Source organism: Pseudoalteromonas sp. RB2-MNA-CIBAN-0110 (assembly GCF_040309305.1).
Classification (GTDB): domain Bacteria; phylum Pseudomonadota; class Gammaproteobacteria; order Enterobacterales; family Alteromonadaceae; genus Pseudoalteromonas; species Pseudoalteromonas arctica.
In genome coordinates this window covers 110,745-137,607 of the sequence record NZ_JBEOOQ010000005.1, presented here as the reverse complement: position 1 = coordinate 137,607, position 26,863 = coordinate 110,745, and the positions used below count along the sequence as shown (strand labels likewise).

The following is a 26,863-nucleotide window of genomic DNA, read 5'->3' as shown; positions in this document are numbered from 1 at the left end:
ATAAATCTTTGATCAATTTAACGAATTAAATTGCACTATAACGTCGTTAAAAATTTTTTATTTAGAACAACTAGATATAAAAATTTTTGCCTAGTTCTAGCGTAATTTTCTTAACGTTAAATAGACCCCATATATAAGCAGATTGGTATAACAAGTTTTGTCTTGTTATCGATACGATTTTCTTATTTCAAAGTAGATTATTTAATTAAGAGAATTGGTATTATTTGAGCTTTTATATAGGTGAAATTAAAAACGCCTAATAAATTAGGCGTTTTTAATTATGCTTTATGCTTCATTAAGCGTTCTTTTTCACGCGACCAGTCTTTATCTTTACCGTCTTCGCGTTTGTCGTGTAATTTCTTACCTTTTGCCAAATGAAACTCAAGTTTTACCCAGCATTTTTTCCAGTACATCGCTGTAGCTATTAAAGAATAGCCATCGCGCTCTGTTGCACCGAATAAACGGTCAAGTTCGCGTCTGCTTAATAGCAATTTACGATAACGTAGCGGGTCGCAAATTACATGGGTCGATGCACTTATAAGTGGCTGAATTTGACTGCCAAGTAAAAATGCTTCGCCATTTTTAAGATGAATATAAGTTTCTGTGATATTTACTTTACCAGCTCGGATACTTTTAACTTCCCAGCCTTGTAGTTCAACACCCGCTTCAAACTTATCGTGTAAAAAATACTCATGTCGCGCTTTTTTGTTTAGCGCGATGGTATTACTTGTCGATTTTGATGAATTTTTCTTAGCCATAGTGCCCTATAATATACGTAATGTGAGATGTTTTACATCGATTTTTTTAATAATGCTTTTAAAAATTTAGCTTTAATTTAAGCAGCATGAAAATTTGGGGAAACGCGCAAAGCTTGCTAAAATTCGCCCACACAGTTGGGAGTGAGTATGCCACAAATAGAAAAAAGTGCGCTGGTTATGTACAGCACTAAAGAGATGTTTGATCTAGTTAATGATGTAGAAGCTTATTCACAGTTTTTACCAAATTGCTCAGACTCAAAAATTGTTTCACAGCACGATAATAACATGACCGCGAGTTTAGAAATATCTAAGGCGGGTATAAAAAAGTGGTTTACCACCGAAAACACCTTTGTTGATGAGCAAACCGTGTTACTGCGCCTTGTTGATGGTCCGTTTAAGACCTTAAAAGGGCGCTGGCATTTTCAAGAGCTTGACGCCAAAGCATGTAAGGTTCATTTGCACCTAGAGTTTGAATTTTCAAGTAAGTTAATAGAGCTTGCCTTTGGAAAGATTTTTAACGATGTAGCAAAAAATATGGTGAGTGCATTTACTCAACGTGCAAAACAGGTTTATGGAGCGCGAGTATGATTAATGTTGAAGTGGTCTTTGCATTACCGACCACGGCCACGTGTTTATCAATTGAAGTGCCACAAGGGACTACAGTCGAGCAAGCTGTTATTCAGTCAGGTATTATAGAAAAGTGCCCAGAAATAGATGCCACATCGCTAACGTTAGGTGTGTGGAATCGAACTGTAAAAGCTAACTATGAATTAAAAGACGGTGACCGTATAGAAATATACCGTCCACTAATTGCAGATCCTAAAGATGCCCGCAGAAAACGTGCAGAAAAAGCAAAAGAAGAGGGGCGTGCAAATAAAATAACGGGTGGTCGCCCACTCGAGAAGTAATACCAATCGGCATAAACTTCGAACAATTTAACAGATTAAATCACACGCTAACGTCTTTTAAAATGGTAAAAGCTTTTTAAGTAAACCAATAAAAAAGGTGAGCCATGCTCACCTTTTTTACTACCTGAGACGTTTATTGCTCTAGCGGTGTAGTAAAGTTTTCAGGTTGGTCATAATCACCTGAGATTGAAACTAACTTTTCATTTTCAAAGTTAATTACTAACTCTTTATTTTGTTCGTTTTTACGGCCTTTATTAAAGCTGTAAATATAGCGCCAAGTATTGTTATCAAAGGCGTCCTCGGCAATAGGTCTACCTAATACATAAACAACTTGCTCTCGGGTCATATTTACACGAAGTTTTTCAACATCCGATTGCTCTAAAAAGTTACCTTGTGGAATGTTAATTCGGTATACCCAGCTAGAGCAACCTGCTGCTGAGCTAAGTGTTAAAGCGACGATAAGCCAAAGAGAAAAAGTTTTTAACGACTGCATTGTTAGTTGTGATCCTTATTTTTTATAATCTGCATGATACCGATTAGTCACTGAAGGTAAAACCCTTTTAAGCAATTGTTTTATGTTAAGGGCGTTAAGGTAATGTTTTGACCACTGATAATGAAAAAAGTTTACAGCATATTGAAACGAATATTTTAAAAACTGAGTCTACTTGGTTTTTATATATAGTTGAAACACGATTTGGTCATTGGTACACAGGGATCACGACTAATGTTGAAAAACGCTTTGCAACTCATCAAGCTGGTAAAGGGGCTAAAAACCTTAGAGGAAAAGGGCCTCTTTTACTTATCCATCAACAACAAGTAGGTAATAAAAGTGAAGCAAGTAAGCTTGAGTATCAATTAAAAAAGCTCCCTAGAGCTAAAAAGGAAGCGTACGTTTTAGCATTTAATACTGGCGATAGCAAAAGTACTTAGTTTGTGTAAATTAAGCATATTCGTTATGAGCAAAAACTATCTTCGAATATAGCTTATGCTCATAGCTGGCGTGTAATATCAGAGCTGCTTAGCGATGCTGTTCAAAGGTAGCTACAAGCGCATCAAGTGTTTGTGCACTGTTGGCTAAGTCGCGAATCGCTTGCTCTGTATTGATTTGTTCGCTCATTGCTTTATCGCTAATTTCGCTAATTTGCTCAATATTACGACTTACATCGGCAACCACATTACTTTGCTGCTCAGTTGCAGTCGCTATAAGCGTAGCCATATCGTTTATTTGATTTGCTGTTTCGGTTATCGTATCAAGTAATTCAACAGAGCTTTGCATTGCACCAACGCTTTGCTGAGCTTTATATTTCGATTGGCTAATATCATTAACTACATCATCAGATATTTTTGTAAGCTCTTCAATCATAGATTGAATTTCGGTGGTTGATTGCGATGTACGGTTTGCCAGTGCACGTACTTCATCAGCAACAACAGCAAAGCCGCGTCCGTGTTCACCTGCGCGAGCAGATTCAATTGCAGCATTTAAAGCAAGTAGATTAGTTTGATCCGATATGCCTCTAATTGAGTCAACAATACTTGCAATATCAACCGTTTTTTTAGAAAGCAAAGTAACTTGCTCTGTTATGCCATCAATATCGCTGGCAAGGGCTGATATAGTTGCTTGGCTTTGGAGTACTTGTTTATGGCTTTGAATAGTATTTTCGCGGCTGTTATCGGTTAACTTAGCTGTATTTGCTGCGCTTTGCGCTATTTCTTGTACTGTAGCGCCCATTTCGTTGATTGCTGCTGCGACAGATATTGTTTGTTCTTTTTGGTTGTCTATTGCTTGGGAGTTCCGTTTTGCTTGTTCAAATACATGATCAGAGCTTTTTCTAATATCGTGACTTTCGCTCGCAACTTGAGTAATCGCTGTTTCTATTTTATTTATAAACTGGTTAAAGCCGTTACTTAGATTGTTAAGCTCTGGTTGGCTCGATTCTGGTAAGCGGTATGCTAAATTTGCATCGCCAGAGCCTAAGCGTGAAAATAACTCAGCCATTTTAGAAAGTGGAGATGAAAGTGAGCGAGCAAGCAAATAACTGATTAAACTCGCAACCAATGCTGTAATTACCGTAAAAGTAAATATTTGCCATTGCAGGGTGTTTACGCTTGCGAAAACTTCACTTTTTGGCACTTGGGCTACAACATATAAATCGGTGTTTTTAATAGGCATAGCAGCTACAAGTGTCGGTTCGCCATTTAAATTAATTTCTTCTAGTGCAAAGCCATTACTATTAAATAGTTGGCTGTGAATATTTGCAGTATATAAATCATCAATGTTTGCTTTAGCTACTTTACTTGCATCTTTATGAAGCTGAATCAATCCACTTTTATCTGCAATGAATACAAAGCCTGTTTGCTCAATTTTAAATTGCTGTAATAGCTTTTGCATATCAGTGATGCTTTTTGCAAGACCTGCTAAACCAGTCCCATTAGCTTGCTGATGATTTACAAACATTTTCACATCATTGGCTGACTCTTGATAAATACTGATAGAGTAAGGTTGTTTTGATTGCTTAAAAGCAAAGAACCAGCCATCGGCTGCATCGTTTTTTAACACACGCAAAAACCCATTCTGGTTCCAGTACTGTGCAGTGTCTCTATTTGCCCAAGATGCTGTGGCTAAATCGTATTGCTGGGCAACGCGATTTAATTCTTTTAATAGTAATGTATCGTCTTGGTTGTTTGATTGAGCCCATTGTAAAATAAATTCGTTTGATGATAGTTGCTGAGCAGCACCGAGTAACTCGTTGATTTCACCGCCTATGTGATTACTGATTGTTTGCAGTTTACTAGGGAGCTCTGACTCAATCATACGTCGCTCAATAATATCCTCTGAGCTGTGTAGGGAAGTCAAACCAATCAGTGCGGCTACGCATATAGCAATAACACTGCCTAAAGCTGTGATTTTTTGAGTGATCGAAAGATTTTGTATCGTCATGATATTAATTAATTTTACAACTAAATAGAAAAACATATTAGCACATTATTTATTTGGAACTAAATATTGGCTAAGCAGAATAGGCAAAGATATACCAGATTGATTAAAGTTTTATTAACAGGCATAAAAAAGCCCACATGCAAAAAGCATACGGGCTTGGTTTCTAACAAGCGAAACATTTATTGTTTAGGGTTAAACAATCTTTTTCATTGCTGACATGTAGCCACGTAATTTAGCACCTACTTTCTCAACTGGGTGTTCGCGCAATGCAGCGTTAATTTGAATTAATGTTTGGTTATCAACTTGGTTACTGTGCTCGCCAAGACCTTTACCGATAATGTCTGTATCAACGTTTTTCATAAAATCAGCAAGTAATGGTAAACATGCATGGTTATATAAATAACAGCCGTATTCTGCAGTATCAGAGATAGTACGGTTCATTTCAAAAAGCTTTTTACGCGCAATAGTATTGGCGATTAATGGCGTTTCGTGTAATGACTCGTAGTAAGCTGACTCTTCGATAATGCCTGCTGCTGTCATGGTTTCAAATGCAAGTTCAACACCTGCTTTAACCATTGCTACCATTAAAATACCGTTATCAAAAAATTCTTGTTCAGAGATTTCTACATCGCCAGCAGGGGTCTTTTCAAAGTTAGTTTCTGCTGTTTCTGCGCGCCATTTAAGTAAGTTTACGTCATCATTATTCCAGTCTTCCATCATAGTGCGTGAGAAAGTGCCGTCGATGATGTCATCTTGATGCTTATTATAAAGCGGGCGCATAATTAGTTTTAGCTCTTCACTTAGTTCAAACGCTTTTACTTTTGCTGGGTTTGAAAGGCGGTCAAGCATGTTAGTAACGCCGCCGTACTTAAGTGCTTCGGTAATTACTTCCCAGCCGTATTGAATTAGTTTTGATGCATAACCCGCATCAACGCCTTTTTCTACCATTTTATCAAAACATAAAATAGAGCCAGTTTGTAACATGCCACATAAAATGGTTTGCTCGCCCATTAGGTCAGACTTAACCTCAGCAATAAATGATGATTTAAGTACACCTGCGCGATGTCCGCCAGTACCCGCTGCATACGCTTTAGCTTGTGCTAAACCAAGACCTTGAGGGTCATTTTCTGGGTGAACTGCGATCAGAGTTGGCACACCAAAACCGCGTTTGTATTCTTCACGTACTTCAGAACCAGGACACTTAGGCGCAACCATGATTACGGTAATGTCTTCACGTACTTGCATGCCTTCTTCAACAATATTAAAGCCATGAGAGTAAGCAAGTGTAGAGTCTTTTTTCATAAGTGGCATAATCGCACTTACTACAGCGGTATGTTGTTTATCTGGCGTTAAATTAAGTACTACGTCAGCGGTAGGAATTAATTCTTCATAAGTACCAACAGTAAAGCCGTTTTCAGACGCATTTAAAAATGATTGGCGACGCTCAGAAATAGCTGAAGCGCGTAATGTGTAAGAAACATCTAAACCAGAGTCACGTAAGTTTAAGCCTTGGTTTAAACCTTGTGCGCCACAGCCTACAATAACTAGTTTTTTACCTTTAAGTGCGTCAACGCCATCGGCAAATTCGCCTGCGTCCATAAATTCACATTGCGCTAATTGCGCTAATTGTTCGCGTAAAGGTAAGGTATTGAAATAATTCGCCATTGTTAGTGTCCTATAAAGTCATGTTTGTTAGATGCGTAATGTTTATTGCGCTTACAAACACCATATGTAAAATCGTTGCTTGCGTAAAATGATATATTTGAATTAAAGTGTTTCATAATATGAAATACTGGGTTTGGAATGGATCATAAACATTTAAACTACTTTTTAGCACTGGCTAAAACACTTCATTTTGGACGCGCAAGCGAGCTTTGTCATATAAGCGCACCTACTTTGAGCCGTAATATAAAGTACTTAGAGGAGGAGGTTGGAGTGGCGTTGTTTATCCGCGATAACCGCAGTGTTAAATTAACGCGTGAGGGTGAGTCGTTTATTGATTACGCCACAGCAACGCTTGCTAATTGGCAGCGTTTTAAAACGAATGTGAAAGACCCACAACAACATATTTACGGCAAAGTAAGTATTTATTGCTCGGTTACTGCATCTTATAGTTTTTTACATCAAATATTAGAGCAACTTCGTGCGCAGCATCAGTATATAGAAATAACATTAAATACAGGCGACCCTGCACTTGCTATAAACCGTGTGTTAGATGGGCATGAATTAATGGCTATTGCAGCTAAGCCAAATAAGTTACCGGCGCAAATTGCTTTTGTAGATATAGGGCACTCTCCGCTTTTATTAATTGGACCAAAAATTCAATGTCCGATCACAGAAAAATTAACACAAAATAGTGATGACATTAATTGGTCTGATTTAGAATTTATAGTGCCAGAACAAGGTTTTTCTCGCCAAAGGTTAGAACAATGGTGGCGCAAAAATAATATTCACGGGAAAATTTACGCACAAGTTGCTGGGCACGAAGCAATGGTATCTATGGTGAGCTTAGGATTAGGTGTCGCAATGGTCCCTAAAATAGTGCTAGATAACAGCCCGCTGCAAGATAAAGTACAAATACTAACACCAAAAATGCAAGCGCCTGATGGGTTTGATATTGGTTTGGCAGTATTAAGGAAAGAGTTAAATGACCCTGCAATCAGTGCTTTGTGGAATATTGCGCAAACTTTAGATGCAAAAGCGATTTAATGCGCGCAGAGAATAAGCAAGTTAGTTAAATAGTATGAATATAGGTTGCGTATAAGTTTACTATTACTTAACATTGAGCGCTAATAATAAAAACAATGACGCTTGAGAGTTTATTTATGAACCACGCCGTATCACTTGCTCATTCTGCTCAATGCCTAAAAAAGGCGATTCCTTTGATGGTAAAATACCGAATGCCGGTTACACCCATCAACTATGCAATTTGGTACTGTTATATTCAAGGAAACAAACCTTCATTAAATGCTGAGTTAGACCATGTTATTGCTCTGCAACAAACATGTTCACAAGACAAAGCAAAAGAAATTTTTGATAAACATTTAACGCAAGACGATCTCGTTTTTTTTCAAGAAATGACTGAAAATTTCATACAACTATGGAGCAAGTTCAGCAAGATATAAGCACAACGCTTGATCACTCTAAAAGCTTTACGACGAGTTTAGTCGACTCACAAAATGAATTAAATATGCTTGTTGATGTAAACTCTTACAATGAGATACTAGGTTGTGTTGAGCGTTTAACCGACGATTCTATTGCAATGCAAGATTATGCTCGGGAGTTTCAGACTAAATTAGCCGTTGCCTACAATGAAATAAAAGATTTAAAAGAAGCACTCAATATTTCAAAGGAAGCAGCCGATACCGACACGCTTACGGGTTTTTATAATCGAGGTAAGTTTGATTCTGATATTGTAAACTTTTGCCTCGAATACTCAGAGCAAGCGCAAGAAGACTCTCTTGCCGTACTCATTATGTTTGATATTGATCATTTTAAGCGCTTTAACGATGATTTTGGCCATCAAAAGGGTGATGAAGTGCTTAGGCTAGTTGCTAAAAAAGTGAGAGAAAATACAACTGAAGCTGCAAATGTGTATAGATATGGTGGCGAGGAGTTTTGCATAACAGCCTACTTTGACACTATTAACGATATAATAGCATTTGCAGATTGTATTCGTTTAGCAATAGCAAAATTGGCGATTCGTAAAAAGCATGATGTAACTGCAAAACGTGCTATTTCAGCAAGTTTTGGCTTAGCAATTTTACGGCCATTTACAAATAGTTCTGTTTTAGTTGAGCGTGCAGATAGAGCCTTATACATTGCCAAAACACATGGACGAAATCGTATAGAAATAGCCCCTGATATTTAATAAGTGCCAGAGGTTTTTGATTTATTTGGGTTAAAGCCGCTCAATTTAGGGCGATTTAATCCAACTTCAGTTTTGGTAAACAAGCAGGTAAAACCCAATAGAGCTGTAGCGAGTTAGCTCTTAGTAATTTTTTATTTGAATAATTGCATTTGCTACGTTGTGCCTCATTTTCAAAGTATTTTAAAGTACTATTAGTCAAAAACTACACAAGCAACTCAAAATATAATCCTTAGACACAACTACCTTGAAAGATAAATAGTCCGAAAAGCATAAAGTTAACATTTCTGTATACAAATTGTGAATAATTGTAACCAGCTAGAGCTAGTTTAAAAAGACCTTGCTAGTATGGGGAACTCACTTATTTTGATACTTTGATTTACGCTGATGCGGTATGCCTTCTCATTATTAACAGCTCTATGTTTTAGCACTTTGTTTGTTTGCCTTTCGGTGCAAGCAACACAGGCAAGCAAGCATGCTGACGATTATACAGAGCAAGATATAACAACCGATCGTCTGCATTTGAGTTTAAGCGTGGGGGCTGGAGTTATAACCAACCCTTTGCATGGTGGAGATAATATTCCGCTCGTGCTTATTCCTCAAGTTGCGTTTTATGCAGAGCAATGGTTTTTTGATAATGGCCGTCTTGGTTATTCATTTTTGCAAACCCCTAAGCATCACTTTAATCTAGTTGGTGAACTCAACTCTGAGTCTCGCTTTTTTATAGACTGGCACCCTAAAAATGTATTTACACTACAAAGCAGTGCTCTCCACAATCAGTTCGTAATGCAAGATGAAGCCTCGTCCTCTCGCTATGTTGATATTGATAATTTACATAAACGGCAAATTGCACTGGATGCGGGTATTGCATATCACTATGTAAATGAAGACCATGTTTTTTCGGTTCAGGCTCTGCATGATATAACCGATGTTTATCGAGGTGTACGCGCAGCATTACAGTGGCAGTATCATACTGTGCTAGGAAAGCTCAAAATAAAGCCAACACTTGGAATAAACTATAAATCTGCGGAACTAAATAGCTATTTTTATGGACTTAATGAGGGTGAAACTCAATTTGGCAAAATAGACGTTGGTAGTAGTTGGCAACCTTATGCTAAAATCGACGCCCGTTGGCCTCTGAGTAAGGCTGACTCTCTTCGTTTTCATGTAGCATATTACGACTATTCGGCTATGGATGGCAGTCCGCTCTTTGAACGTACTTATTCAATGACTGCATTTATAGGATTCGATCGTACTTTTTAATATGAAGTATTCAATATTAGTTGTCTTTATTACCACTTTTTTTAGTGGTTTTAGTGTGGCACAAACCCCTTTTTTTAGCGTTTCTCCAAAAGTCTGCGTTGTCTCTGAACAGCAGGGTTTTTGCGATCTTGATTTACAATTTAAATGGCAATTAAACACCTACAGTGATGTCTGTTTGTATCAGCAAGAGCAACGGCTTCAATGCTGGGAGCAACAACTTTCTGGGCAATTTAATTATAAAGCGCGTGTTCAGGTGGAGACCATATACTCCTTAATCAATCCTCATACGGGTGTGTTAATAGCAAAAACACAGGTTGAAGTACAAAGCGCCCATGCTAAAAAAAATAGGCGTAGGCTTCGCTCTCCGTGGAGCTTTTTTTAATTTAGGAGCAACTAATGCCAAAAATTTTACTTGTTGAAGATGATCTCGGTTTACAACAACTAACAAAAGATTACCTTGAACATAATGGCCTTGAAGTCGAAGTATTAGACCGTGGTGACGAAGTGTTTAATTACTTAGAAAACAATACACCCGATTTAATGATTTTAGACGTTATGCTGCCAGGTAAAGATGGCTTTAGCGTTTGCCGCCAAGTGAGAGATAAATTTACTCTACCAATTTTAATGTTGACTGCTAAAGGTGAAGACTTCGACCAAGTACTTGGTTTAGAGCTTGGCGCTGATGATTATGTAATAAAACCAGCAGAGCCACGTGTATTACTAGCGCGAATTAATGCATTACTGCGTCGTGGACAACCCATGGCAAAATCAAGCGAAGAGCTCCAGTTTGGTGATTTAGTCATTGATAAAACAAGTCGTATTGTAAAACTAAGTGATTCGGAGATTGTATTAACTTCGCACGAGTTTGAGTTACTATGGCTATTAGCGTCAAATGCGGGTGAAGTACTAAGTCGAGAACATGTGCACCAGCATATGATTGGCCGCCAATACGATGGACTTGATAGAACTGTGGATGTACGCGTATCACGAATTCGTAAAAAATTAGGCGACAACAGCGATAAGCCGTATCGTATAAAAACTGTATGGGGACAAGGCTACTTATTTGTTTCTGATGCATGGGATCTTTAGAACTATTTAAGGTTAGTCGGCTTTAATGGGAAAACTGTTTACCAGCTTATATTTATATATCATCGTTTCTTTGTTTGTAGTGAGCGGTGTTATAGAGCAATTGTGGCCTTACGAAGAGTCGCAACAGCAGGTCTTCTTAGACGATGAGTTTGGGCAATCACTCTGGTTGCTCTCACAAACTCCAAATGGTCTTAAAAAGTTAAAGCACAACTTTGAAAGTAAAGTGATTGAACGACGTGATTTAATACTCCCTCAAAAACAACAATCGCAGCTCAACCAAAAGCACTACCTATACTTATACGATAAGCAACAACGTATTGTTTGGTATGTAGATCTCGGTAATGATTCATTACTTCAAGTAGGACCGGTAGGTGTATTAACGCAGGAATCATCTTCTGTTTGGCCGTATTTATTACTACTTATTATTGTAGGTATACCTGTTGGGCTGTGGAGCTTTTTACTATGGCGCGACTTTGCAAAGCTACGTAAAGCGTGTGAAGCGGTAGAGGGTTTGCAAGACTTTCAACTAAATGACTCTTCTAAGTCTTTCTTTTTACCTATTACTGATACATTAAAGGTAATGCAGCAACGTATTGAGTTTTTACTTAGTGCGCAGCAAGAACTTACCTCATCGGTGTCGCATGAGTTTAGAACACCACTAGCACGTTTAAAGTTTGCAATAGTAATGCTGCAAGAACAAATGCTTGACGTAAAAGGTGAGAAATACCTAACAAATATGCAAACAGACATTAGCGAGCTTGAGTCACTAGTTTCTGAAATGCTTGAATACGCGCGATTAGACTCTCAACAACCTAGTTTACAGCCAATAAACTGTGACTTAGCTGGGCTGGTAAAAACAACTGTTGAAAAGCTAAACTTTGAAGCCCGAACAACGCTCTCTGTAAACCTCCCTGAGCATTTAAATTATTACTGTGATAGTCACTTTATGGCGCGAGTATTTCAAAATTTAATTGGCAATGCGCTCAAATATACCCATAAAAAAGTCAAAATTTCATTGCTACAAGAGACAAAACACATCGTATTGATTGTTGAAGATGATGGGGAGGGGATAGCTCCCGCTGAGCGAGAAAATGTATTTAAACCTTTTACTCGACTAGATAAAAGTAGAGGCAAGGATACCGGTGGTTTTGGTTTAGGACTCGCTATAGTTGCTAAAATTGTGTCGTGGCACCAAGGAGAGTGTAAAGCAGAAAGCTCAAGTTTAGGTGGTGCTAAATTTATTGTATATTTACCCCTCAAATTAAAGACATAAAAAAAGCGCCTAGAGACGCTTTTTTTGCGGTTAAAAACCAAAATCAACAAGTAGCAATATAATAGACCGCAAGTACTTAAAAAAGTTCTCAACTATTTTTATTTTTTTCAAGTAATGGCATTAACATTTGCTCAAGGCCATTTAGTTTTACCTCATACATCATCGCAAGTTGACTACCTAGTTTTGAGTCAGGAAACCCTTGTTTGTTAAACCAGACTAAATAAGGCTCTGGCAGTAAAAGCAATGGCCGTCCTGCATATTTTCCAAACGGCATTATGGTATTAATAGCTATTTTTAGTTGTTTTGGATCCATAAAAACTACTTATGTATTTAAAGTATGCGTAAGTGTAAGTGTAAGGGATTTTAGAGATATAAAATAGGCTGTGACGGGCAAGAAACAGCCTATTTTGCGAGGGAGTAGGCCCTCTGATTTAATAATTTTATGTTGATTGATATAAACCTAGTTGAACTTTAATTAGCTGGGATCTAATTAAGTTATTATTAGAACATGGGTTCTTATTTAACCAACACAGTTAGTCTACCTGTTTTTCATTGTTGTGGTGAATTGGCTTGTAAAGGAATGTAAATAGAATTGCTTTTTATTTAAAAACTAATAACAAAGCCTTAACTGATTAAGGCCTTGTTATATTATAGACGTCATAAAAAGTAATTATTCGTTAAATAGCTCTTGTTTAACGTGCTCTGCAAAACCACTACCGGCTTCTAGGTAAAAGTTATAAGTAGAATGAACACCCATTTCTTCTAGTTCTTTTTGTTGATCAGGGTAGTTTGCAATAGCTGTTACTTGACCTTTATAACCGGAGGCTTGTAGTTGCTCTAAGGCAAAAATATTTTGCATGTGTTTTGGCATCGCAAGCATAACCATTTCTACTTGCGAGTGATTTACTCGTTGCCAAAAGTCAGGGTCGGTTGCATCAGCAATTAAGACGTTGCGGCCTCTGTTAACGTGCTTATCTACCACCTCAGGTTTTATATCTATACCTGCAACAACATTTGGGTGAGTCGCGTTGATAGTCTCATAAGCACCAGTACCAATCCGTCCCATGCCAAAAATGACTATTCTAGTATCGTTAAGGTTAACAGGTAGCTCTTCAGCTAAACGAGTTTTGCTTTCGAACTTTAATAACCAGTGCTCTATTTTTACGTACAACTCGTTTGAACGCTTATTTAATGGGGAGGCAATTATAAAGGTAATAGAAACAGCAATTGCCATTACAGCTAGCCACTCAGAGGTGATCATGCCTGTAGTTGCAGCCACTGCACATACAATTAAACCAAACTCACTGTAGTTAGATAAGCTAAAAGCAGTAAGTAATGATGTACGCGCGCGTAGTTTAAATATATTAGTGAACACATAATAAAGCGCTATTTTAACGGGTAATACTAAAATAAGTATAATAGCAACAATCAAGGAGTTAGTGGTTAGCTCTGCGCTCAAACCAATACTTAAGAAGAAGCCAACTAGCAATATGTCCTTTAAATTAAGCAGGGATTTTGATAGCTCGCCTGCCTTTTTGTGAGGGGCAAACATCATTCCTATTATTAGTGCACCTAAATCGCCTTTTAGGCCTGCAAATTCAAATGCATGATAACCAGCAACTAGAGCAAAGAAAAAACCAAACAATGGTAATAGTTCACCATGTTTAGATCGGTTCAACACGCCATACATTACAGGTCGTAATAAAGGCAAAGCAATTATTAGTGCAATTGCCCATAAATTTGGGACTTTGCCAGTGCTAATAGCTAAAAAGATAACAGCAAAGATATCTTGCATTACCAATATACCAATGGCTATTTTACCGTGTAAGCTTGCCATTTCCCCGCGTTCTTCAAGCACTTTTACTGCAAATACGGTACTTGAAAAGCTAAGCGCAAACCCAACTAATAAAGCACTCTGCCAACTTAAATCAACAAATAGTGGAATAGCGAATACGCCAAGTAACAGCATAAAACCACTAAATAACGCACTGCTAAAAATGATATGCAATGTTGCAGGTGCCCAAACTTGAGGTTTAATTAAACTGTTTACCTTTAGCTTTAAACCAATACTAAAAAGAAGAAGGGTTACGCCAAGTGCTGCAATTGTATCGAGCAACTCTGTACTTTTATATCCCGATAAATTTAAAGCAAAGCCTGCTAATAAAAATCCAATAAGAGGAGGTAGTTTTAATTGATAAACGGCAAAACCACAAACAAACGCGGCAGCAAAATAGATTAGTTCCATAATTCTTAATATCACTTCATTTGGTGTTGCAGTGTAACGAAAAATTTATGCCATTGAAAATATAATAGACCTAAAAATGAACGCGTCTAATCAATTACTTGCCTTGCTGCGTATGAAAAATGCGCATTAAACACTTATTTAATCGTAAATAGTATGTAAATAACATTTTTTCACTGACATTAGCTTTTAAATATGGTTAAGATGCGATAACGAAGAAGTTTAAGCCAGAGCAAATAATAGAGCAGCTCAGCTTAAGGAGAGAGATATGTTTAAAAAGATTTTAGCGTCGGTAGGTATTGGTGCTGCAAAAGTAGACACTATTTTAGAAACTGAACACCTACAACCAGGTCAACTTTTTAACGCACAAATAGTTATCACAGCAGGGGATGTTAACCAAGATATCGCAGGCTTAGATTTATTATTAATGACTCGTGTTAAAGTTGCGGGTGATGATGGTGATTATTTTACTAATCATGTAATTGAGCAATGGCGAATTACAGATATTGGTACAATTGAGCCAGGCGAAGTTAAAAACATCCCTTTTGAAGCACGTCTTCATTCTGAAACACCTATTACAGAAATTAATGCAGGTTATAATCAATCACACGTATGGCTAGAAACAGGCCTAGATATAGACTTAGCACTTGACCCAACAGATAAAGATCATTTACACATTTATCCTAATGAAGCGGTTAAAACGTGTATGCAAGCGATGGAAAAGTTAGGTTTTAGTTTAATGAAAGCTGACGTAGAAAAAGGCCACTTACGGGCTTCAACTTTTCAGTCATTATCTGGGTGTTACCAAGAACTTGAGTATAAACCTAATAGCCGCAGCTTATTTGGCATTCAGGAGATTGAATTATCGTTTGTACCAGAGGCACATAAAACACATGTGCTTATAGAGCTAGACAGAGCCTTTAAAGGCGATGGTTATGTAGATTTGACCATAGAGCACGATCATGTGAATCTATCGCAGTTGTGTGATCAGCTAGAGCGCTTATTTACTTAGTATAAGCTAACTAAGCTAGCGAGTGATTTTAATAAACCCAGCCTAAGCTGGGTTTTTTGCTTATAGGATTTAATATGCAGTTTAAATGTGAGCAGTTTGACGCTCTAGACACACAGACTCTTTTTACTATTATGCGTGGGCGGGTTGATGTGTTTGTTGTAGAGCAAAAATGTCCTTACCCTGAATTTGATGATGTAGATATTGCTTTAAATACACAGCATTTATATACATTGGATAATGAGCAACTACAAACTTATGCGCGTTGTTATGACAAAAGTGAGCAATACAGCGCAATAGGTCGCGTGCTAGTGAGTGAAGGAGCGCGTGGTAATGGGTATGCTACTTTACTTATTACTAAAGCTATAGACTGCTGCAAAGCACAATGGCCTGAGCGAGATATTTATATAGGTGCACAAACTTACTTACTTGATTTTTACCGCTCTTTTGGCTTTGAGGATTATAAAAGTGAATATTTAGAAGACGGTATACCTCATCAAGATATGATTTTAAAACTCACTAAATAAATCCAATTTAAGCAGCTATAAAAAAGCCCACTAATGTGGGCTATTTTAATTTAAGACTATTTTAAGGTTAAGGTATTATTTAGCTCAAGAGTGAGTGTAAAAACACCATACCAATAGCAAGTGGACACACAAACTTGGTATACCAAGGCCATATTTTCCAAAACAATGTGTTATGGACCTCAGGATTACCTTCTTTAATTGCTTTAAGTAATGAGCTTCTGTACCAAATCCAGCCTACAAATATACAACACATCAGGCCAAGCAAAGGTTGAGCTACTTTTGTAGTTAAAGTAATCACTAAGCCAAATAAGCTGCTAAGGTTACACACAATTATAATGCTAACGATAGCAATTAAAGCTCCAATCAACCAGGTTGCCTGAACGCGTTTCATCCCAAAGCGTTCTACAGTGTATGATACTGGCGCCTCTAACATTGAAATAGATGACGTTAAAGCGGCAATACTCATTAACGCAAAAAATGAAAAGCCCACAAATAAGCCAACTTCGCCCATTCCATCAAATAAAGCAGGGAGTACCTGAAATACTAACGTATCTTCAGAGAGTAATTTACCTGTTGAGGCCGAGAATATTTCAACGCCTTGAGCTTGCGCTACATACATAGCCGGAATAATCAGTAAACCCGCTACAAAGGCTATAAATACATCAATAAGGGTTACATAGGCACCTAAAGAAACAAGATTTTCTTTTTTGCTGATGTACGAGCCGTAAATAATCATTACGCTAGTACCTAGCGATAAAGAGAAAAAAGCTTGTCCTAGTGCGCTAACTAATAGTTTTGCGTCAAAAATAGACGAAAAATCAGGAACTAAGTAAGCCTTTAAACCTTCCATTGCGCCATCTTGGGTCATTACATAAGCAATAAGTGCAAATAAAATCCCCAAAAGAGCGGGCATTAAACGTTTTGACCATTTTTCAATACCGTTCTCAACGCCTCTACTGATAATAGCGACAGTTAGTACGATAAAGACGAGAGTGAATATAATGTTTCGGGTAAGTGATTGCTCGCTTAACCATGTAGATGCTGTGTTGGCACCAACTAAAGTGGCTATGGGTTCAGCTGTAGCGCTGAGCATCCAACCAGCAACAATGGCGTAAAAACTTAATATAAAGCCAGCACATAAAATACCGCCAAAACCAACAATAAAGGCAAAGTGTTTTTGCCATGGCTTATTAGATATTTTTTGAAGTGATGAAACCGCATTTGCTTGGCCATGACGACCAATCATAAGTTCAGCCATTAAAGCGGGGTAGGCTAAAAAGAACGCAAGCACTAAATATGCGACTAAAAATGCAGCACCGCCATTACTTGCTGTTTGTGTAGGGAATCCCCAAATATTGCCCAAACCAACGGCAGAACCCGCGGCGGCCATAATAAAACCAAAGCGAGAGCTGAACTCGCCTCTAACTGCGCTCATATTATTGTACTTCTCTATTGTGTGACGGCGGTGACAATCTACTGGAAATGTTAAAAAATAAAAAGTGCTTATTTGCTGATCTAGCACAATTTAATAAGTAAAGTGTGTGTTATAACCATCGATTTTAATTGTTGTTATCGAGTCGTTTAAAATAACGAGTTGATTTTGTTTAATAATTGTTAATTACAGTCTGTAACTATTGCTTTACGAATTATGATGCTGTGCAATAGTGAGAGTAAAACACGCACCACCTAGCTGGGTACTTTTACTTACTTTAACACTACCATGATGCCAGTCGGCTACTTTTTCAACGATAGCTAGACCAAGGCCGTAACTTTTATCAGCTCTGTTACGGTGATCTTCTTCCCTAAAAAATGGGCTAAATACATTACTAAAATTTTCTCGAGCGATACCCGGGCCGTCATCTTCTACCGTTATTATAAGCTGTTGCTCGTGTAACTTTGCGCTCAGGTAAATATGTTGGCTTGCAAAATCACATGCGTTAGTTAATAAGTTAGTAATTGCGCGAGCAAGCCAGTGAAGATCTGCATTTATTATTTTATCTGTACTATTGAGCTGTACGTTAAGCATTTGCATTTCAAGTTTTGGTGCAAGTTGAACTAAAATATCTTCAAGGTAGGACTTAATGTTTGTTGATGAATAGGTCAGCTTATTAGCATTTTGTTCTAAAGTAGCAAAAGCTAAATAGCTACTAAGCATCGATTCCATATGGTCTAAATCATTTTCCATACGGGTTAAATACTGTTTTACTTTTTGCTCATCATGGCTATCTAATGCCGCATCTAAACCAAATCGCAGGCACGCGATAGGGGTGCGTATATCATGAGATAAACTTGAAGCCATTAGTTTATTTTCAGCGACAAGTTTCTCTATTTGGCTGGCCATGCGGTTAAAGGTAAGCTCTACGTCTTTTATGTAAGTAAAATGCGATACTTTTATTCGGGCTTGAACATTACCAGAGGCAAACTTTTTAGCGGCTTCATTTAACACGGTTAATCGTTTAGCTAAGGGCGCAATAATAAACCCCATAAATACACATAAGCCTGCGTAAAAGAGTAAGGTTAATATAATGTCGTTATGTTGCTCGCTATCAAAAATTTTATCTAAACGCATTGATAAGTGAAAAGGATTTAAAACAGCGCTGCTATAAAGCATATAAAAGCCTTGCTGATCTTCTAAAATCAGCCCACCCGGCGTATGCATTTGTAATAATAAAGAAGGCGGTAAAGCAAGTGATTCATTAGGTTTATAATCAATTAAAACATCAAATTCTAGCGCCAGTTGTTTTACATAATCGCTGCGCTCAGATGTGGGTATGTTAGCTAATTGCTTGCTAAAACCCATAATCATTTTACTTTGCTGACTAAATTCATCCTGTGGGGTATGCGCTTGTTGACTAAAAGCATCAATAAGCCAGCCCAATACCACAATAGATAAAAGTGCACTGCCTAAAAGCGATATATAAAACTTTTTCATTTATTTATTCATCACTTTATTACCACGCAGTAGAAACAAGTAAATATCCACGGCCCCAAATAGTTTTAATTTTTTCAGGGTTTTGTGGATCATCATTAAACTTTTTACGAAGTGCAGAAATAAGTACATCAACACTTCTATCAAGCCCATCGTATTCTCTGCCTTTGGTTGCTTTAAATACAGCGTCACGCGAGACCACTTGGCCTGCATTGCTCGCAAGGTAATGAAGCAGTAAATACTCAGCACTTGATATGTTTACGTCTTGCTTGTTGAGTTTTACATTTCTAGATTCGGTATCAATACTAAGCGTACCAACATTAATAACACTCTCGTTAACGTGTGGGGTATTTGGCTCATTGTTTTGGCGAAGGGCTGCTTTTATACGCGCTAGCAATGCACGAGGGCGCACAGGTTTCATTATGTAGTCGCTTGCACCTACTTCTAGACCAATGACCTCATCCATTTCTTCATCGCGTGCGGTGAGCATTATGATGGGCGAATTATAAAAACTACGAAGTTCTCTACACACGCTTATACCATCTTGCCCTGGAAGCATAATATCAAGGAGCACGATATTTGGATTTAACGTTTTGACTTGGCTAATTACTTCGTCACCTCTGTGACAAACATGCGTTGTGTAGCCTTGCTCTGTTAAGTATTCAGCAACCCATTGAGCAAGTGATACATCGTCTTCAACGAGTAAAATAGTGCCATAGTTATCCATGAAAATATCCTTAATGCGATTGGTATTAAAATAGTCGCCAGCGGCGCTTTTTTTGCCTGTTTTGATATACCCATTGAAGCTTTACTTCGGCAATACTAATTATTTTAGAGGTATTGCTGTCAAATAGTTCAAATGAAATACTTTGCTGTGAATCAAATGCATAATTAAAGGTACCGCTCTGTTGCTTGAGCCAACATTGCATTATGTACTTTGAGGTGGCGTCACGTAGGCAGTAATTACCAATGATAGGTTGCTCCCACGTTAGCGTTACGTCAGCATAGCAATTTCGCCCTTCGCGCAATGCAACGCAGGTGTCTGGAACTGCTATAAGTGCTTCAGGAGGTTCCTGAGCTTTAACAGTAAAAGTACTGGGGAAGATCAGTAATACACAGATCCATCTAAAATACATAACGTAGGCCTACCTTGGCTTTGTGTTGATATCCTTGGGAAATAATTGGACTGTCGTCAATCTCTTTTGAAAACCATGTGGTAAGCCAGCCGGATAAAAACACCCAATCTTGGCTTATTGGGTACTCAGCATGGAACTCAAAAATAATACTAGTACTGGCATTGCTGCTATAAACCGGGCGAAGGCTGGTGGCTTCATCGCTATCAATACCAAAGTAATAATTGGTAAAGTCAGCAGAGTAGGCGCTTAAACCAACACCAGATCTAAACTCCCAGTTTCGCCACGGCAAAATGTGACTAAAAAAGCTATTTATAACCCAGCCATTGTGCGCGCCAGATACATCATGAAGGTATTCAAAAGAGAATTGAGAATTTTCAAATCGACGAGAAAGTCGAAGGCCGACGTCAAAGTCGTAATTACGTTTTTTTATACCTTGGAGTTCTTTTATAACACCATGGTTATAGAATCCGAGGCCTTTTTCGTCAAATCCAGCTTGAGTATTTGTGCCTAATATATCTAGGCCCCAATCAAATTTATCTATAAGACTGTAGCCTATTACAAGGCCGCCACTGAGTTGATTGTGATCGAAATCAAGGTAAAATTTATCGTAGGAAACAGCAAGACTTAAGTCGAGCTCAACGCCTTTATCGTAAGACTCAATGCCGACAAGGTAAGAATCTTCAATATAAAAGCCCGCACCAGCACTCCAATCCCACGCAAAGCCTTGGGTTGGCTCTAACGTATTATCTGCATAATAGCGGTTACTTGCCATACTCGACGTGCTAAAAATGCAGCAAAAAAGCAGTGTTATGCTCAGTAAAGTATGGTTAAGCAAAGCGTTTCTCATCCCTTAGGGCCTAATTATTATTTGTTATTAAGCGTAGTATATTGTTAATTCGTTCCTTTAATCTGTAAAAAAATGTAGTAAGTGTTAGGTCTGTTGAACTTTCAAGGTTAAATTTGCAGCAGTCTGTTTGGTATTTAGGTAAGGCAGAGCCTATGCAGTGTGGCTATTCCCCATAAATGGGCGATAACGTAGCATTAATGCCAAACAGGCGCTGCCCAAAGGGTTCTTCCTAGGGGCTATTTACTCTTTGTTGCTCGGTTTTGACTTAGCCCACTAGGTTACAAATCTCGCGCCGCGATTAAATAGCCCCTAGTTTGAACAAATTTTAATCCGTAAAGATCAACAGACCCTAATTTACTGAACTTTAATTTTATCGATTAATATACTACTCAAGTAAAACTGCATCATAGGTGTTAATGCACTTACTTCTGTTCTATTACATGGACCGCTAAGTTTGGTAAGGCTAGATAGTTTTGACAACGTTTTGTACTGAGGTATTTGAATATCTTTGCCAAGTCTTTCAATTCGGGCCTCGTCAGTGTTTTGCTGATGAATAAAAGCGACAACCTCAAGCTCATTTGTTATTTTTTGCTCTTCGGTGAAATTGTAAATTAGTGGTTCACGATGAAAACTTGCACTGTCGATTGAAGATTTAGCAAACCAAACAACATCACCCGATGACTTGTGCGTGAGACGCATACTAACTTGTGCAAATATTGCAGCGCACTGTTGTGTTGGGTATTGCTGGGCAACATTTGAATATAAAGTAAATGGCTTCTCTGGTTGCTTTATTGCGTACTTAGTATCATCTGTGAAAGTTAAATCGAGTTGCTGAATAGTCAGTGTGTAGTCACTGTTATTTTTAGTTGTTACTTTTAGTTGTTTATCGTTCAGTGCTTGGCTAATTTGCGATAGAAGTTTATCGGTTACGCTTGCCTTATCGGTAATGATTTTTACTGTTTGGTTTCTAACTACTTTATGTGCAGGAAGCTGAACCGATTTAACTTTTGGAGATGAGTGCTCTGTAGTGTACTCAAGTTGATAGGTCTGACTTTTTAATGTTGGCTTTAATGGCATAGCCAGTGGTTCGGCCGGTTGCTTTGTAATAGCACAACCAGTTGATAATAAAATAAAAAGTGACACAACTAAAAAACGCATAAGTACTAAACACTCGCTTAAAACCAAATAATCGTCGTATTGTACGTTAGTACAAACAAAACTTCATGATATTATCTGCGCAGATGTAGTTAAAAAGATAAATTTTATAAAAAATGAAGTATCTCAACTCTTTATCGTATTGCCTATCTGCTTTGTGTTTGCTGTTTAGTTCTATGGGTTTTGCAGCAAAAGCGGATCCTGATTGGGATGCATTTGTAAAAAAGTACGGCCGTTACGCACAAAAAAAATTAAAAAGTAAAGGTATACCCGGTGCAGCGCTTTCGATTGTAAATATAAACAATTCAGACTACATCCACACCATGGGCGTAACTAAATCACGAAATGGACAAAAAGTTAATAAGCATACTCGGTTTAGACTCGCGTCTGTTTCGAAGACATTTGCAGGCTCGTTATCAGCTAAATTGGCTGCTAACGGCCTACTGGAATTAGATAAGCCTGTTAGCGAATACATAACTGATTTTAAAGGGACTGTTTATCAAGATGATTTAAAGGTGTTTCATCTTTTGAGCCATTCAAGTGGATTAGTTCCTAATGCATACGACAATTTAATTGAATCTCGTATGGATTACCCAGGTATTGTTGAAAAGCTGCTTAGCGTCAAACCAATTTGCAAACCCGGCGAATGTTATGGCTATCAAAACGTTATGTTTAGTCTTATAGGCGATGTGATATTACAAAGCACCGATAAAAGTTACGGACAGTGGTTACGAGAAGCTATTTTTGAGCCATTAAAAATGAGTGATGCGAGCTTAGGTTTTGAACAAATGGTGCATGACAATAATTATGCTCTACCTCATGTGCGGGGTAAAAAACGCTGGTATAGCGCTAAGCTTAAAAAAAATTATTATAAAGTGGGACCTGCAGCGGGTGTGAACGCTAGCGCAAGTGATATGGCTATTTGGTTAAGAGCGCAGCTGGGCCAATATCCTGATGTTTTGTCATTGGATACTCTAGCAAAACAAACACGCCCTTATACACATACAAAAAAAGAAATGCATCGCAGGGTATGGAAAAAACACCTCAATGAAGCCTATTACGGATTAGGCTGGCGCGTTTATAACTATGCTGATGAAACACTTTACTATCATAGTGGCTGGGTGCAAGGTTATAGAAGTGATGTGGTTGTATTTCCTCACTTAAATATTGGTTTTAGCTTAATAGTTAATGCTGAAACCGGCGTAATCAATGAGCTAACGACTGAATTTATCGACAGGCTATTAGAATACAAACGAGGTAAAAAAATATGAATAATAAAATAATATTAGCAATCACTTTTTTAATCATGTCATTCAATTGTAGTTTAGTGTTTGCAGCACCTGATGAGATATATTTGTTTCGTCATAGCGAAAAGTTAACGGGTAAAAATCCAGCGCTTTCAGAAGAGGGGAAGGCACGTGCAAATAATTTAGTTACGTTGTTTAAAGAACATCAAAATATACATCTTTTTAGCAGCAACTATAAACGCACGTTGCAAACAGCCGCACCTTTGCAGGCACATTTTAATACCAAAATAAATGTGTATAACGCAGGTAAGCTAAGTGATTTAAAAAATGAGTTACTAAAACTAAAAGGTGTAGTTGTTGTTATTGGGCACAGTAATACAACACCGCAACTAGCCGAGCTACTTTCGAATGAAAAAGTGCCAGCAATGAGTGAAACACAATTTTCTCAGTACTTTATATTGAATAAGAAGCCCAGTAGTAATGGTAGCGAATATGATGTAACCCATCATAAAATGAGTTTTTGATTTAAAATGTTAAATAATAAAAAACCAGCATTAAGCTGGTTTTTTTAATTTAAACGCACTAAATCCTTTAACAGGAATAATTAGTTACGCGGTAAATGTATTTTTTTCTCAACGCTTTGACGATAAAGCACAATAGTGTGACCTATCGTTTGTAGCTTAGTCGCACCAGTTTCACGTACGATTGCTTCAAAAATTAATGCTTTTGTTTCACGATCGTCAGTTGGAACTTTAACTTTGATTAATTCGTGAATTTCTAATGCACTTTGAATTTCTACTACTACGCCTTCGGTTAAACCGTTAGAACCTAGTAAAACTACAGGCTTAAGGCTATGTGCCTGACCTTTTAAAAACTGCTTTTGTTTGTTTGATAATGTCATGTTTATACAAATTTTGCTGAATATGGCTTGAATTAAGGGTATTCTAACGCCATCTAGAGAATATTACTAATTAGTTGCGTGTTAATTTATGACAAATAAAAAACAGTCAGCCAGTTCACAGCGATGGCTGAAAGAACATTTTGATGATAAATATGTTCAAGAAGCGCAAAAAAAAGGCTGGCGTTCCCGAGCGGTTTTTAAATTAGATGAAGTACAAAATAGAGATAAAATACTTCGTCCAGGTATGACAGTTGTTGATTTAGGGGCGGCTCCAGGAAGTTGGTCTCAATATTTGGCTGAAAAAGTAGGTGACAAAGGCCAAGTGATCGCGTGTGATATATTGCCGATGGATTCACTTGCGGGTGTTGACTTCTTACAAGGTGACTTTCGTGAGGAGGCTGTATTAAATGCGTTGTTAAAACGTATTGATGGTAAAAATGTTGATGTGGTACTCTCTGACATGGCACCAAATATGAGTGGCAATAACTCAGTAGATCAAGCGGGTAGTATGTATTTGGTAGAACTTGCGCTGGATATGTGTAGTCAAGTACTAAAGAAAAATGGCGCATTTATTGTTAAAGTTTTCCAAGGAGAAGGCTTTGATCAATACTTGCAAGATGTACGTAATAGTTTTAAAGCAGTGAAAATACGCAAACCTGATGCCTCACGTGCCCGTTCTCGGGAAGTATATATAGTAGCGACTGGATACAAACTGTAGTACAGTTGCTTGGCGTTTAGTTGAATTTAAATTAATTGGATACAAGAGGTTAACCCCTTGAGCGATATGGCGAAAAATTTAATACTATGGCTGGTGATTGCAGTTGTGCTGATGTCAGTCTTTCAGAGCTTTAATGGCGGCGAGCAAGTTGATCGTCAAACAAGTTACACTCAATTTGTAAAAGATGTCCGCAGTGGCTCTTTACAAGAAGTTATTATCGACCGCGGTACAGGAAATATTACTGGTACTAAGAGCAGTGGTGAGCGTTTTCAAACAACGATGCCAATGTACGATGAAGACTTAATAAATGATTTACTTAAAAATGATGTAAATGTGAAGGGTGTACAACCTGAAGAACAATCATTCTTAGCAAGTATATTTATTTCTTGGTTCCCGATGATACTGCTTATAGGTGTATGGATATTCTTCATGCGTCAAATGCAAGGCGGCGGCGGTAAAGGCGCTATGTCATTTGGTAAGAGTAAAGCTCGCTTAATGAGCGAAGACCAAATTAAAACAACGTTTGCTGATGTTGCAGGCTGTGATGAAGCGAAAGAAGACGTTACCGAATTGGTCGACTTTTTACGTGACCCATCGAAATTTCAAAAGCTTGGCGGAAGTATTCCTAAAGGTATACTAATGGTTGGTCCTCCAGGTACCGGTAAAACGTTACTTGCAAAGGCTGTTGCTGGTGAAGCAAAAGTGCCATTTTTTACAATTTCTGGTTCAGATTTTGTTGAAATGTTTGTCGGTGTTGGTGCGTCACGTGTACGTGACATGTTTGAGCAAGCTAAAAAAGCGGCGCCTTGTATTATCTTTATAGATGAGATTGACGCTGTTGGTCGTAAACGTGGTGCTGGTATGGGCGGCGGTAACGACGAACGTGAGCAAACACTTAACCAAATGCTAGTAGAAATGGATGGTTTTGGTGGTAACGAAGGTATTATCGTTATCGCAGCAACTAACCGACCGGATGTATTAGACCCTGCATTACTTCGTCCAGGTCGTTTTGACCGTCAAGTTGAAGTAGGTTTACCTGATATTCGTGGTCGTGAGCAAATACTTAAAGTACACATGCGTAAAGTGCCATTAGGCGATAACGTAGAAGCGGCTCTTATAGCCCGTGGTACTCCAGGTTTCTCTGGCGCTGATTTAGCAAACTTAGTAAACGAAGCTGCACTTTATGCAGCACGTGGTAATAAACGTGTTGTAAGTATGGCTGAATTTGATGCAGCTAAAGATAAAATCATGATGGGCGCAGAGCGCAAGACCATGGTGATGAGCGAGCAAGAAAAAGCAATGACAGCGTACCATGAAGCTGGCCATGCAATTGTTGGTCGTATGGTGCCAGAACATGATCCGGTTTATAAAGTATCTATTATTCCACGTGGCCGTGCGCTGGGTGTAACAATGTACTTACCTGAACAAGACCGTGTTAGTCATTCAAAAGAGCTTTTAGAGTCAATGATTTCTAGCCTTTATGGTGGCCGTATTGCTGAAGCGCTTATTTACGGCGCAGATAAAGTAACAACGGGTGCAAGTAATGACATTGAACGCGCTACAGACATAGCGCGTAAAATGGTTACGCATTGGGGTTTAAGTGAAAAATTAGGCCCATTACTTTACGCTGAAGATCAGAACGAAATGTACATGGGTGGCGGTGGTAGTCGTTCATCTAGCATGTCAGACGACACCGCTAAAATAATTGATGCAGAAGTACGTTTATTTTCAGACCGTAACTATCAACGAGCAGAAGAAATATTAAAAGAAAATATTGATATTCTTCACTCAATGAAAGATGCGTTAATGAAATACGAAACTATTGATGCTAAGCAAATTGATGATTTAATGGCACGCCAACCAGTACGTGAACCGCGTGATGCACATGACCGTCATGAAGCTAAACCGGTAAAAGCGGAAGAACCTCAAGAACCAGTTGCTGATGAAAGTCAAAAGACTGATGATTCATCAAAAAAAGATGAAACAAACCTTGATGACAAAGCTGAATAATCGTTAAAATAGTAATGAAAGCCCCGAACTTCGGGGCTTTTTTGT

The 26,863-nt window shown here is 38.1% G+C and carries 27 protein-coding genes and 1 pseudogene; 15 read left to right on the top strand and 13 right to left on the bottom strand.

Annotation, left to right across the window (positions count from 1 at the left end):
• Positions 1-278 precede the first annotated feature (278 nt).
• Positions 279-758, bottom strand: coding sequence for an SsrA-binding protein SmpB (gene smpB / locus AAEY68_RS05035; RefSeq protein ID WP_010553883.1), 480 nt, complete (start codon positions 756-758; stop codon positions 279-281).
• A 147-nt stretch (positions 759-905) separates the two neighbouring features.
• Here smpB and AAEY68_RS05030 point away from each other — a divergent pair, with 147 nt between their 5' ends.
• Together AAEY68_RS05030 and AAEY68_RS05025 are read left to right on the top strand one after the other, a co-directional pair.
• Entirely contained in the window at positions 906-1,346 is a 441-nt protein-coding gene (locus AAEY68_RS05030) for a type II toxin-antitoxin system RatA family toxin (protein WP_007584120.1), read from the top strand.
• Positions 1,343-1,666, top strand: a complete 324-nt coding sequence (locus AAEY68_RS05025) for an RnfH family protein (protein ID WP_007584122.1) — start codon at positions 1,343-1,345, stop codon at positions 1,664-1,666. Before AAEY68_RS05030 ends, AAEY68_RS05025 begins: the two co-directional genes overlap by 4 nt.
• Positions 1,667-1,799: 133 nt before the next feature.
• On the opposite strand, the gene AAEY68_RS05020 is transcribed toward AAEY68_RS05025, so the two are convergent.
• Positions 1,800-2,159: an outer membrane protein assembly factor BamE gene (locus tag AAEY68_RS05020; protein WP_004335706.1), complete on the bottom strand. Its 360-nt coding sequence runs from the start codon at positions 2,157-2,159 to the stop codon at positions 1,800-1,802.
• A gap of 107 nt (positions 2,160-2,266) precedes the next feature.
• On the opposite strand from AAEY68_RS05020, the gene AAEY68_RS05015 reads away from it, so the two are divergent.
• Positions 2,267-2,596: a GIY-YIG nuclease family protein gene (locus tag AAEY68_RS05015; RefSeq protein WP_165728714.1), complete on the top strand. Its 330-nt coding sequence runs from the start codon at positions 2,267-2,269 to the stop codon at positions 2,594-2,596.
• A gap of 88 nt (positions 2,597-2,684) precedes the next feature.
• On the opposite strand, the gene AAEY68_RS05010 is transcribed toward AAEY68_RS05015, so the two are convergent.
• Together AAEY68_RS05010 and ilvC are read right to left on the bottom strand one after the other, a co-directional pair.
• Positions 2,685-4,604, bottom strand: coding sequence for a methyl-accepting chemotaxis protein (locus AAEY68_RS05010; RefSeq protein ID WP_350585615.1), 1,920 nt, complete (start codon positions 4,602-4,604; stop codon positions 2,685-2,687).
• A gap of 192 nt (positions 4,605-4,796) precedes the next feature.
• Positions 4,797-6,269 (bottom strand): ketol-acid reductoisomerase, encoded by a 1,473-nt coding sequence (gene ilvC, locus AAEY68_RS05005; RefSeq protein ID WP_024589917.1) that lies wholly within the window; start codon positions 6,267-6,269, stop codon positions 4,797-4,799.
• A 138-nt stretch (positions 6,270-6,407) separates the two neighbouring features.
• Here ilvC and ilvY point away from each other — a divergent pair, with 138 nt between their 5' ends.
• The 6 genes and pseudogenes from ilvY to AAEY68_RS04975 all read left to right on the top strand — a co-directional run bounded on the left by ilvY (position 6,408) and on the right by AAEY68_RS04975 (position 12,097).
• Positions 6,408-7,313: an HTH-type transcriptional activator IlvY gene (ilvY, locus tag AAEY68_RS05000; RefSeq protein WP_350585614.1), complete on the top strand. Its 906-nt coding sequence runs from the start codon at positions 6,408-6,410 to the stop codon at positions 7,311-7,313.
• Between the two features lie 116 nt (positions 7,314-7,429).
• Positions 7,430-8,475: pseudogene (locus tag AAEY68_RS04995) on the top strand (GGDEF domain-containing protein).
• Positions 8,476-8,922: 447 nt separating this feature from the next.
• Positions 8,923-9,735, top strand: coding sequence for a MipA/OmpV family protein (locus AAEY68_RS04990; RefSeq protein WP_024594035.1), 813 nt, complete (start codon positions 8,923-8,925; stop codon positions 9,733-9,735).
• A 1-nt stretch (position 9,736) separates the two neighbouring features.
• The gene (locus tag AAEY68_RS04985; RefSeq protein ID WP_024594036.1) at positions 9,737-10,117 is read left to right on the top strand and encodes a DUF3019 domain-containing protein; all 381 of its coding nucleotides are present in this window, start codon (positions 9,737-9,739) and stop codon (positions 10,115-10,117) included.
• Positions 10,118-10,131: 14 nt separating this feature from the next.
• Positions 10,132-10,824, top strand: a complete 693-nt coding sequence (locus AAEY68_RS04980; protein ID WP_024594037.1) for a response regulator — start codon at positions 10,132-10,134, stop codon at positions 10,822-10,824.
• A 25-nt stretch (positions 10,825-10,849) separates the two neighbouring features.
• Positions 10,850-12,097, top strand: a complete 1,248-nt coding sequence (locus tag AAEY68_RS04975; protein WP_024594038.1) for an ATP-binding protein — start codon at positions 10,850-10,852, stop codon at positions 12,095-12,097.
• Positions 12,098-12,185: 88 nt separating this feature from the next.
• On the opposite strand, the gene AAEY68_RS04970 is transcribed toward AAEY68_RS04975, so the two are convergent.
• Both AAEY68_RS04970 and AAEY68_RS04965 read right to left on the bottom strand, forming a co-directional pair.
• Positions 12,186-12,410, bottom strand: coding sequence for a DUF3820 family protein (locus AAEY68_RS04970; protein WP_024594039.1), 225 nt, complete (start codon positions 12,408-12,410; stop codon positions 12,186-12,188).
• Positions 12,411-12,767: 357 nt separating this feature from the next.
• Positions 12,768-14,342, bottom strand: a complete 1,575-nt coding sequence (locus AAEY68_RS04965) for a cation:proton antiporter domain-containing protein (protein WP_007586608.1) — start codon at positions 14,340-14,342, stop codon at positions 12,768-12,770.
• Positions 14,343-14,607: 265 nt separating this feature from the next.
• Between AAEY68_RS04965 and AAEY68_RS04960 the strand changes: the two genes are divergently transcribed.
• Both AAEY68_RS04960 and AAEY68_RS04955 read left to right on the top strand, forming a co-directional pair.
• Positions 14,608-15,351 carry a sporulation protein gene (locus tag AAEY68_RS04960; protein ID WP_024594040.1) on the top strand — a complete coding sequence of 248 codons (744 nt, stop codon included), beginning with the start codon at positions 14,608-14,610 and terminating at the stop codon, positions 15,349-15,351.
• Between the two features lie 74 nt (positions 15,352-15,425).
• The gene (locus AAEY68_RS04955) at positions 15,426-15,875 is read left to right on the top strand and encodes a GNAT family N-acetyltransferase (RefSeq protein WP_350585613.1); all 450 of its coding nucleotides are present in this window, start codon (positions 15,426-15,428) and stop codon (positions 15,873-15,875) included.
• A gap of 79 nt (positions 15,876-15,954) precedes the next feature.
• On the opposite strand, the gene AAEY68_RS04950 is transcribed toward AAEY68_RS04955, so the two are convergent.
• From AAEY68_RS04950 to AAEY68_RS04925, 6 genes are all read right to left on the bottom strand, one after another.
• A complete protein-coding gene (locus AAEY68_RS04950; protein WP_165739754.1) occupies positions 15,955-17,310 on the bottom strand; it encodes a sodium-dependent transporter in 1,356 nt (451 codons plus the stop codon).
• 204 nt (positions 17,311-17,514) lie between these two features.
• Entirely contained in the window at positions 17,515-18,807 is a 1,293-nt protein-coding gene (locus AAEY68_RS04945) for a sensor histidine kinase (protein ID WP_007586613.1), read from the bottom strand.
• Positions 18,808-18,826: 19 nt separating this feature from the next.
• Positions 18,827-19,531: a response regulator gene (locus AAEY68_RS04940; protein WP_024590954.1), complete on the bottom strand. Its 705-nt coding sequence runs from the start codon at positions 19,529-19,531 to the stop codon at positions 18,827-18,829.
• A gap of 25 nt (positions 19,532-19,556) precedes the next feature.
• Positions 19,557-19,940 carry a DUF3019 domain-containing protein gene (locus tag AAEY68_RS04935; RefSeq protein WP_007586617.1) on the bottom strand — a complete coding sequence of 128 codons (384 nt, stop codon included), beginning with the start codon at positions 19,938-19,940 and terminating at the stop codon, positions 19,557-19,559.
• A complete protein-coding gene (locus AAEY68_RS04930; protein ID WP_024590955.1) occupies positions 19,930-20,787 on the bottom strand; it encodes a MipA/OmpV family protein in 858 nt (285 codons plus the stop codon). The genes AAEY68_RS04935 and AAEY68_RS04930 overlap by 11 nt, the downstream gene beginning before the upstream one ends.
• 354 nt (positions 20,788-21,141) lie before the next feature.
• Positions 21,142-21,945, bottom strand: a complete 804-nt coding sequence (locus tag AAEY68_RS04925) for a hypothetical protein (RefSeq protein WP_007586622.1) — start codon at positions 21,943-21,945, stop codon at positions 21,142-21,144.
• Between the two features lie 113 nt (positions 21,946-22,058).
• Here AAEY68_RS04925 and AAEY68_RS04920 point away from each other — a divergent pair, with 113 nt between their 5' ends.
• Positions 22,059-23,213 carry a serine hydrolase domain-containing protein gene (locus AAEY68_RS04920; RefSeq protein ID WP_165728721.1) on the top strand — a complete coding sequence of 385 codons (1,155 nt, stop codon included), beginning with the start codon at positions 22,059-22,061 and terminating at the stop codon, positions 23,211-23,213.
• The gene (locus tag AAEY68_RS04915; RefSeq protein WP_350585612.1) at positions 23,210-23,713 is read left to right on the top strand and encodes a SixA phosphatase family protein; all 504 of its coding nucleotides are present in this window, start codon (positions 23,210-23,212) and stop codon (positions 23,711-23,713) included. The genes AAEY68_RS04920 and AAEY68_RS04915 overlap by 4 nt, the downstream gene beginning before the upstream one ends.
• Positions 23,714-23,793: 80 nt before the next feature.
• Here the strand turns inward: AAEY68_RS04915 and yhbY are convergent, their stop codons facing one another.
• Positions 23,794-24,090, bottom strand: a complete 297-nt coding sequence (yhbY, locus tag AAEY68_RS04910) for a ribosome assembly RNA-binding protein YhbY (protein ID WP_002963153.1) — start codon at positions 24,088-24,090, stop codon at positions 23,794-23,796.
• Between the two features lie 88 nt (positions 24,091-24,178).
• Between yhbY and rlmE the strand changes: the two genes are divergently transcribed.
• Complete coding sequence (gene rlmE / locus AAEY68_RS04905; RefSeq protein WP_007586629.1) at positions 24,179-24,808, top strand: 23S rRNA (uridine(2552)-2'-O)-methyltransferase RlmE; 630 nt, start codon at positions 24,179-24,181, stop codon at positions 24,806-24,808.
• 66 nt (positions 24,809-24,874) lie between these two features.
• Positions 24,875-26,818 (top strand): ATP-dependent zinc metalloprotease FtsH, encoded by a 1,944-nt coding sequence (gene ftsH / locus AAEY68_RS04900; protein ID WP_350585611.1) that lies wholly within the window; start codon positions 24,875-24,877, stop codon positions 26,816-26,818.
• The last annotated feature ends 45 nt before the right edge of the window (positions 26,819-26,863 follow it).

Excerpts from the sequence above, each read along its gene's own strand:
- smpB (WP_010553883.1), bottom strand. The coding sequence starts at position 758 with ATGGCTAAGAAAAATTCATCAAAATCGACAAGTAATACCATCGCGCTA.
- AAEY68_RS05030 (WP_007584120.1), top strand. The coding sequence starts at position 906 with ATGCCACAAATAGAAAAAAGTGCGCTGGTTATGTACAGCACTAAAGAG.
- AAEY68_RS05025 (WP_007584122.1), top strand. The coding sequence starts at position 1,343 with ATGATTAATGTTGAAGTGGTCTTTGCATTACCGACCACGGCCACGTGT.
- AAEY68_RS05020 (WP_004335706.1), bottom strand. The coding sequence starts at position 2,159 with ATGCAGTCGTTAAAAACTTTTTCTCTTTGGCTTATCGTCGCTTTAACA.
- AAEY68_RS05010 (WP_350585615.1), bottom strand. The coding sequence starts at position 4,604 with ATGACGATACAAAATCTTTCGATCACTCAAAAAATCACAGCTTTAGGC.
- ilvC (WP_024589917.1), bottom strand. The coding sequence starts at position 6,269 with ATGGCGAATTATTTCAATACCTTACCTTTACGCGAACAATTAGCGCAA.
- ilvY (WP_350585614.1), top strand. The coding sequence starts at position 6,408 with ATGGATCATAAACATTTAAACTACTTTTTAGCACTGGCTAAAACACTT.
- AAEY68_RS04985 (WP_024594036.1), top strand. The coding sequence starts at position 9,737 with ATGAAGTATTCAATATTAGTTGTCTTTATTACCACTTTTTTTAGTGGT.
- AAEY68_RS04980 (WP_024594037.1), top strand. The coding sequence starts at position 10,132 with ATGCCAAAAATTTTACTTGTTGAAGATGATCTCGGTTTACAACAACTA.
- AAEY68_RS04975 (WP_024594038.1), top strand. The coding sequence starts at position 10,850 with ATGGGAAAACTGTTTACCAGCTTATATTTATATATCATCGTTTCTTTG.
- AAEY68_RS04970 (WP_024594039.1), bottom strand. The coding sequence starts at position 12,410 with ATGGATCCAAAACAACTAAAAATAGCTATTAATACCATAATGCCGTTT.
- AAEY68_RS04965 (WP_007586608.1), bottom strand. The coding sequence starts at position 14,342 with ATGGAACTAATCTATTTTGCTGCCGCGTTTGTTTGTGGTTTTGCCGTT.
- AAEY68_RS04960 (WP_024594040.1), top strand. The coding sequence starts at position 14,608 with ATGTTTAAAAAGATTTTAGCGTCGGTAGGTATTGGTGCTGCAAAAGTA.
- AAEY68_RS04955 (WP_350585613.1), top strand. The coding sequence starts at position 15,426 with ATGCAGTTTAAATGTGAGCAGTTTGACGCTCTAGACACACAGACTCTT.
- AAEY68_RS04950 (WP_165739754.1), bottom strand. The coding sequence starts at position 17,310 with ATGAGCGCAGTTAGAGGCGAGTTCAGCTCTCGCTTTGGTTTTATTATG.
- AAEY68_RS04945 (WP_007586613.1), bottom strand. The coding sequence starts at position 18,807 with ATGAAAAAGTTTTATATATCGCTTTTAGGCAGTGCACTTTTATCTATT.
- AAEY68_RS04940 (WP_024590954.1), bottom strand. The coding sequence starts at position 19,531 with ATGGATAACTATGGCACTATTTTACTCGTTGAAGACGATGTATCACTT.
- AAEY68_RS04935 (WP_007586617.1), bottom strand. The coding sequence starts at position 19,940 with ATGTATTTTAGATGGATCTGTGTATTACTGATCTTCCCCAGTACTTTT.
- AAEY68_RS04930 (WP_024590955.1), bottom strand. The coding sequence starts at position 20,787 with ATGAGAAACGCTTTGCTTAACCATACTTTACTGAGCATAACACTGCTT.
- AAEY68_RS04925 (WP_007586622.1), bottom strand. The coding sequence starts at position 21,945 with ATGCGTTTTTTAGTTGTGTCACTTTTTATTTTATTATCAACTGGTTGT.
- AAEY68_RS04920 (WP_165728721.1), top strand. The coding sequence starts at position 22,059 with ATGAAGTATCTCAACTCTTTATCGTATTGCCTATCTGCTTTGTGTTTG.
- AAEY68_RS04915 (WP_350585612.1), top strand. The coding sequence starts at position 23,210 with ATGAATAATAAAATAATATTAGCAATCACTTTTTTAATCATGTCATTC.
- yhbY (WP_002963153.1), bottom strand. The coding sequence starts at position 24,090 with ATGACATTATCAAACAAACAAAAGCAGTTTTTAAAAGGTCAGGCACAT.
- rlmE (WP_007586629.1), top strand. The coding sequence starts at position 24,179 with ATGACAAATAAAAAACAGTCAGCCAGTTCACAGCGATGGCTGAAAGAA.
- ftsH (WP_350585611.1), top strand. The coding sequence starts at position 24,875 with ATGGCGAAAAATTTAATACTATGGCTGGTGATTGCAGTTGTGCTGATG.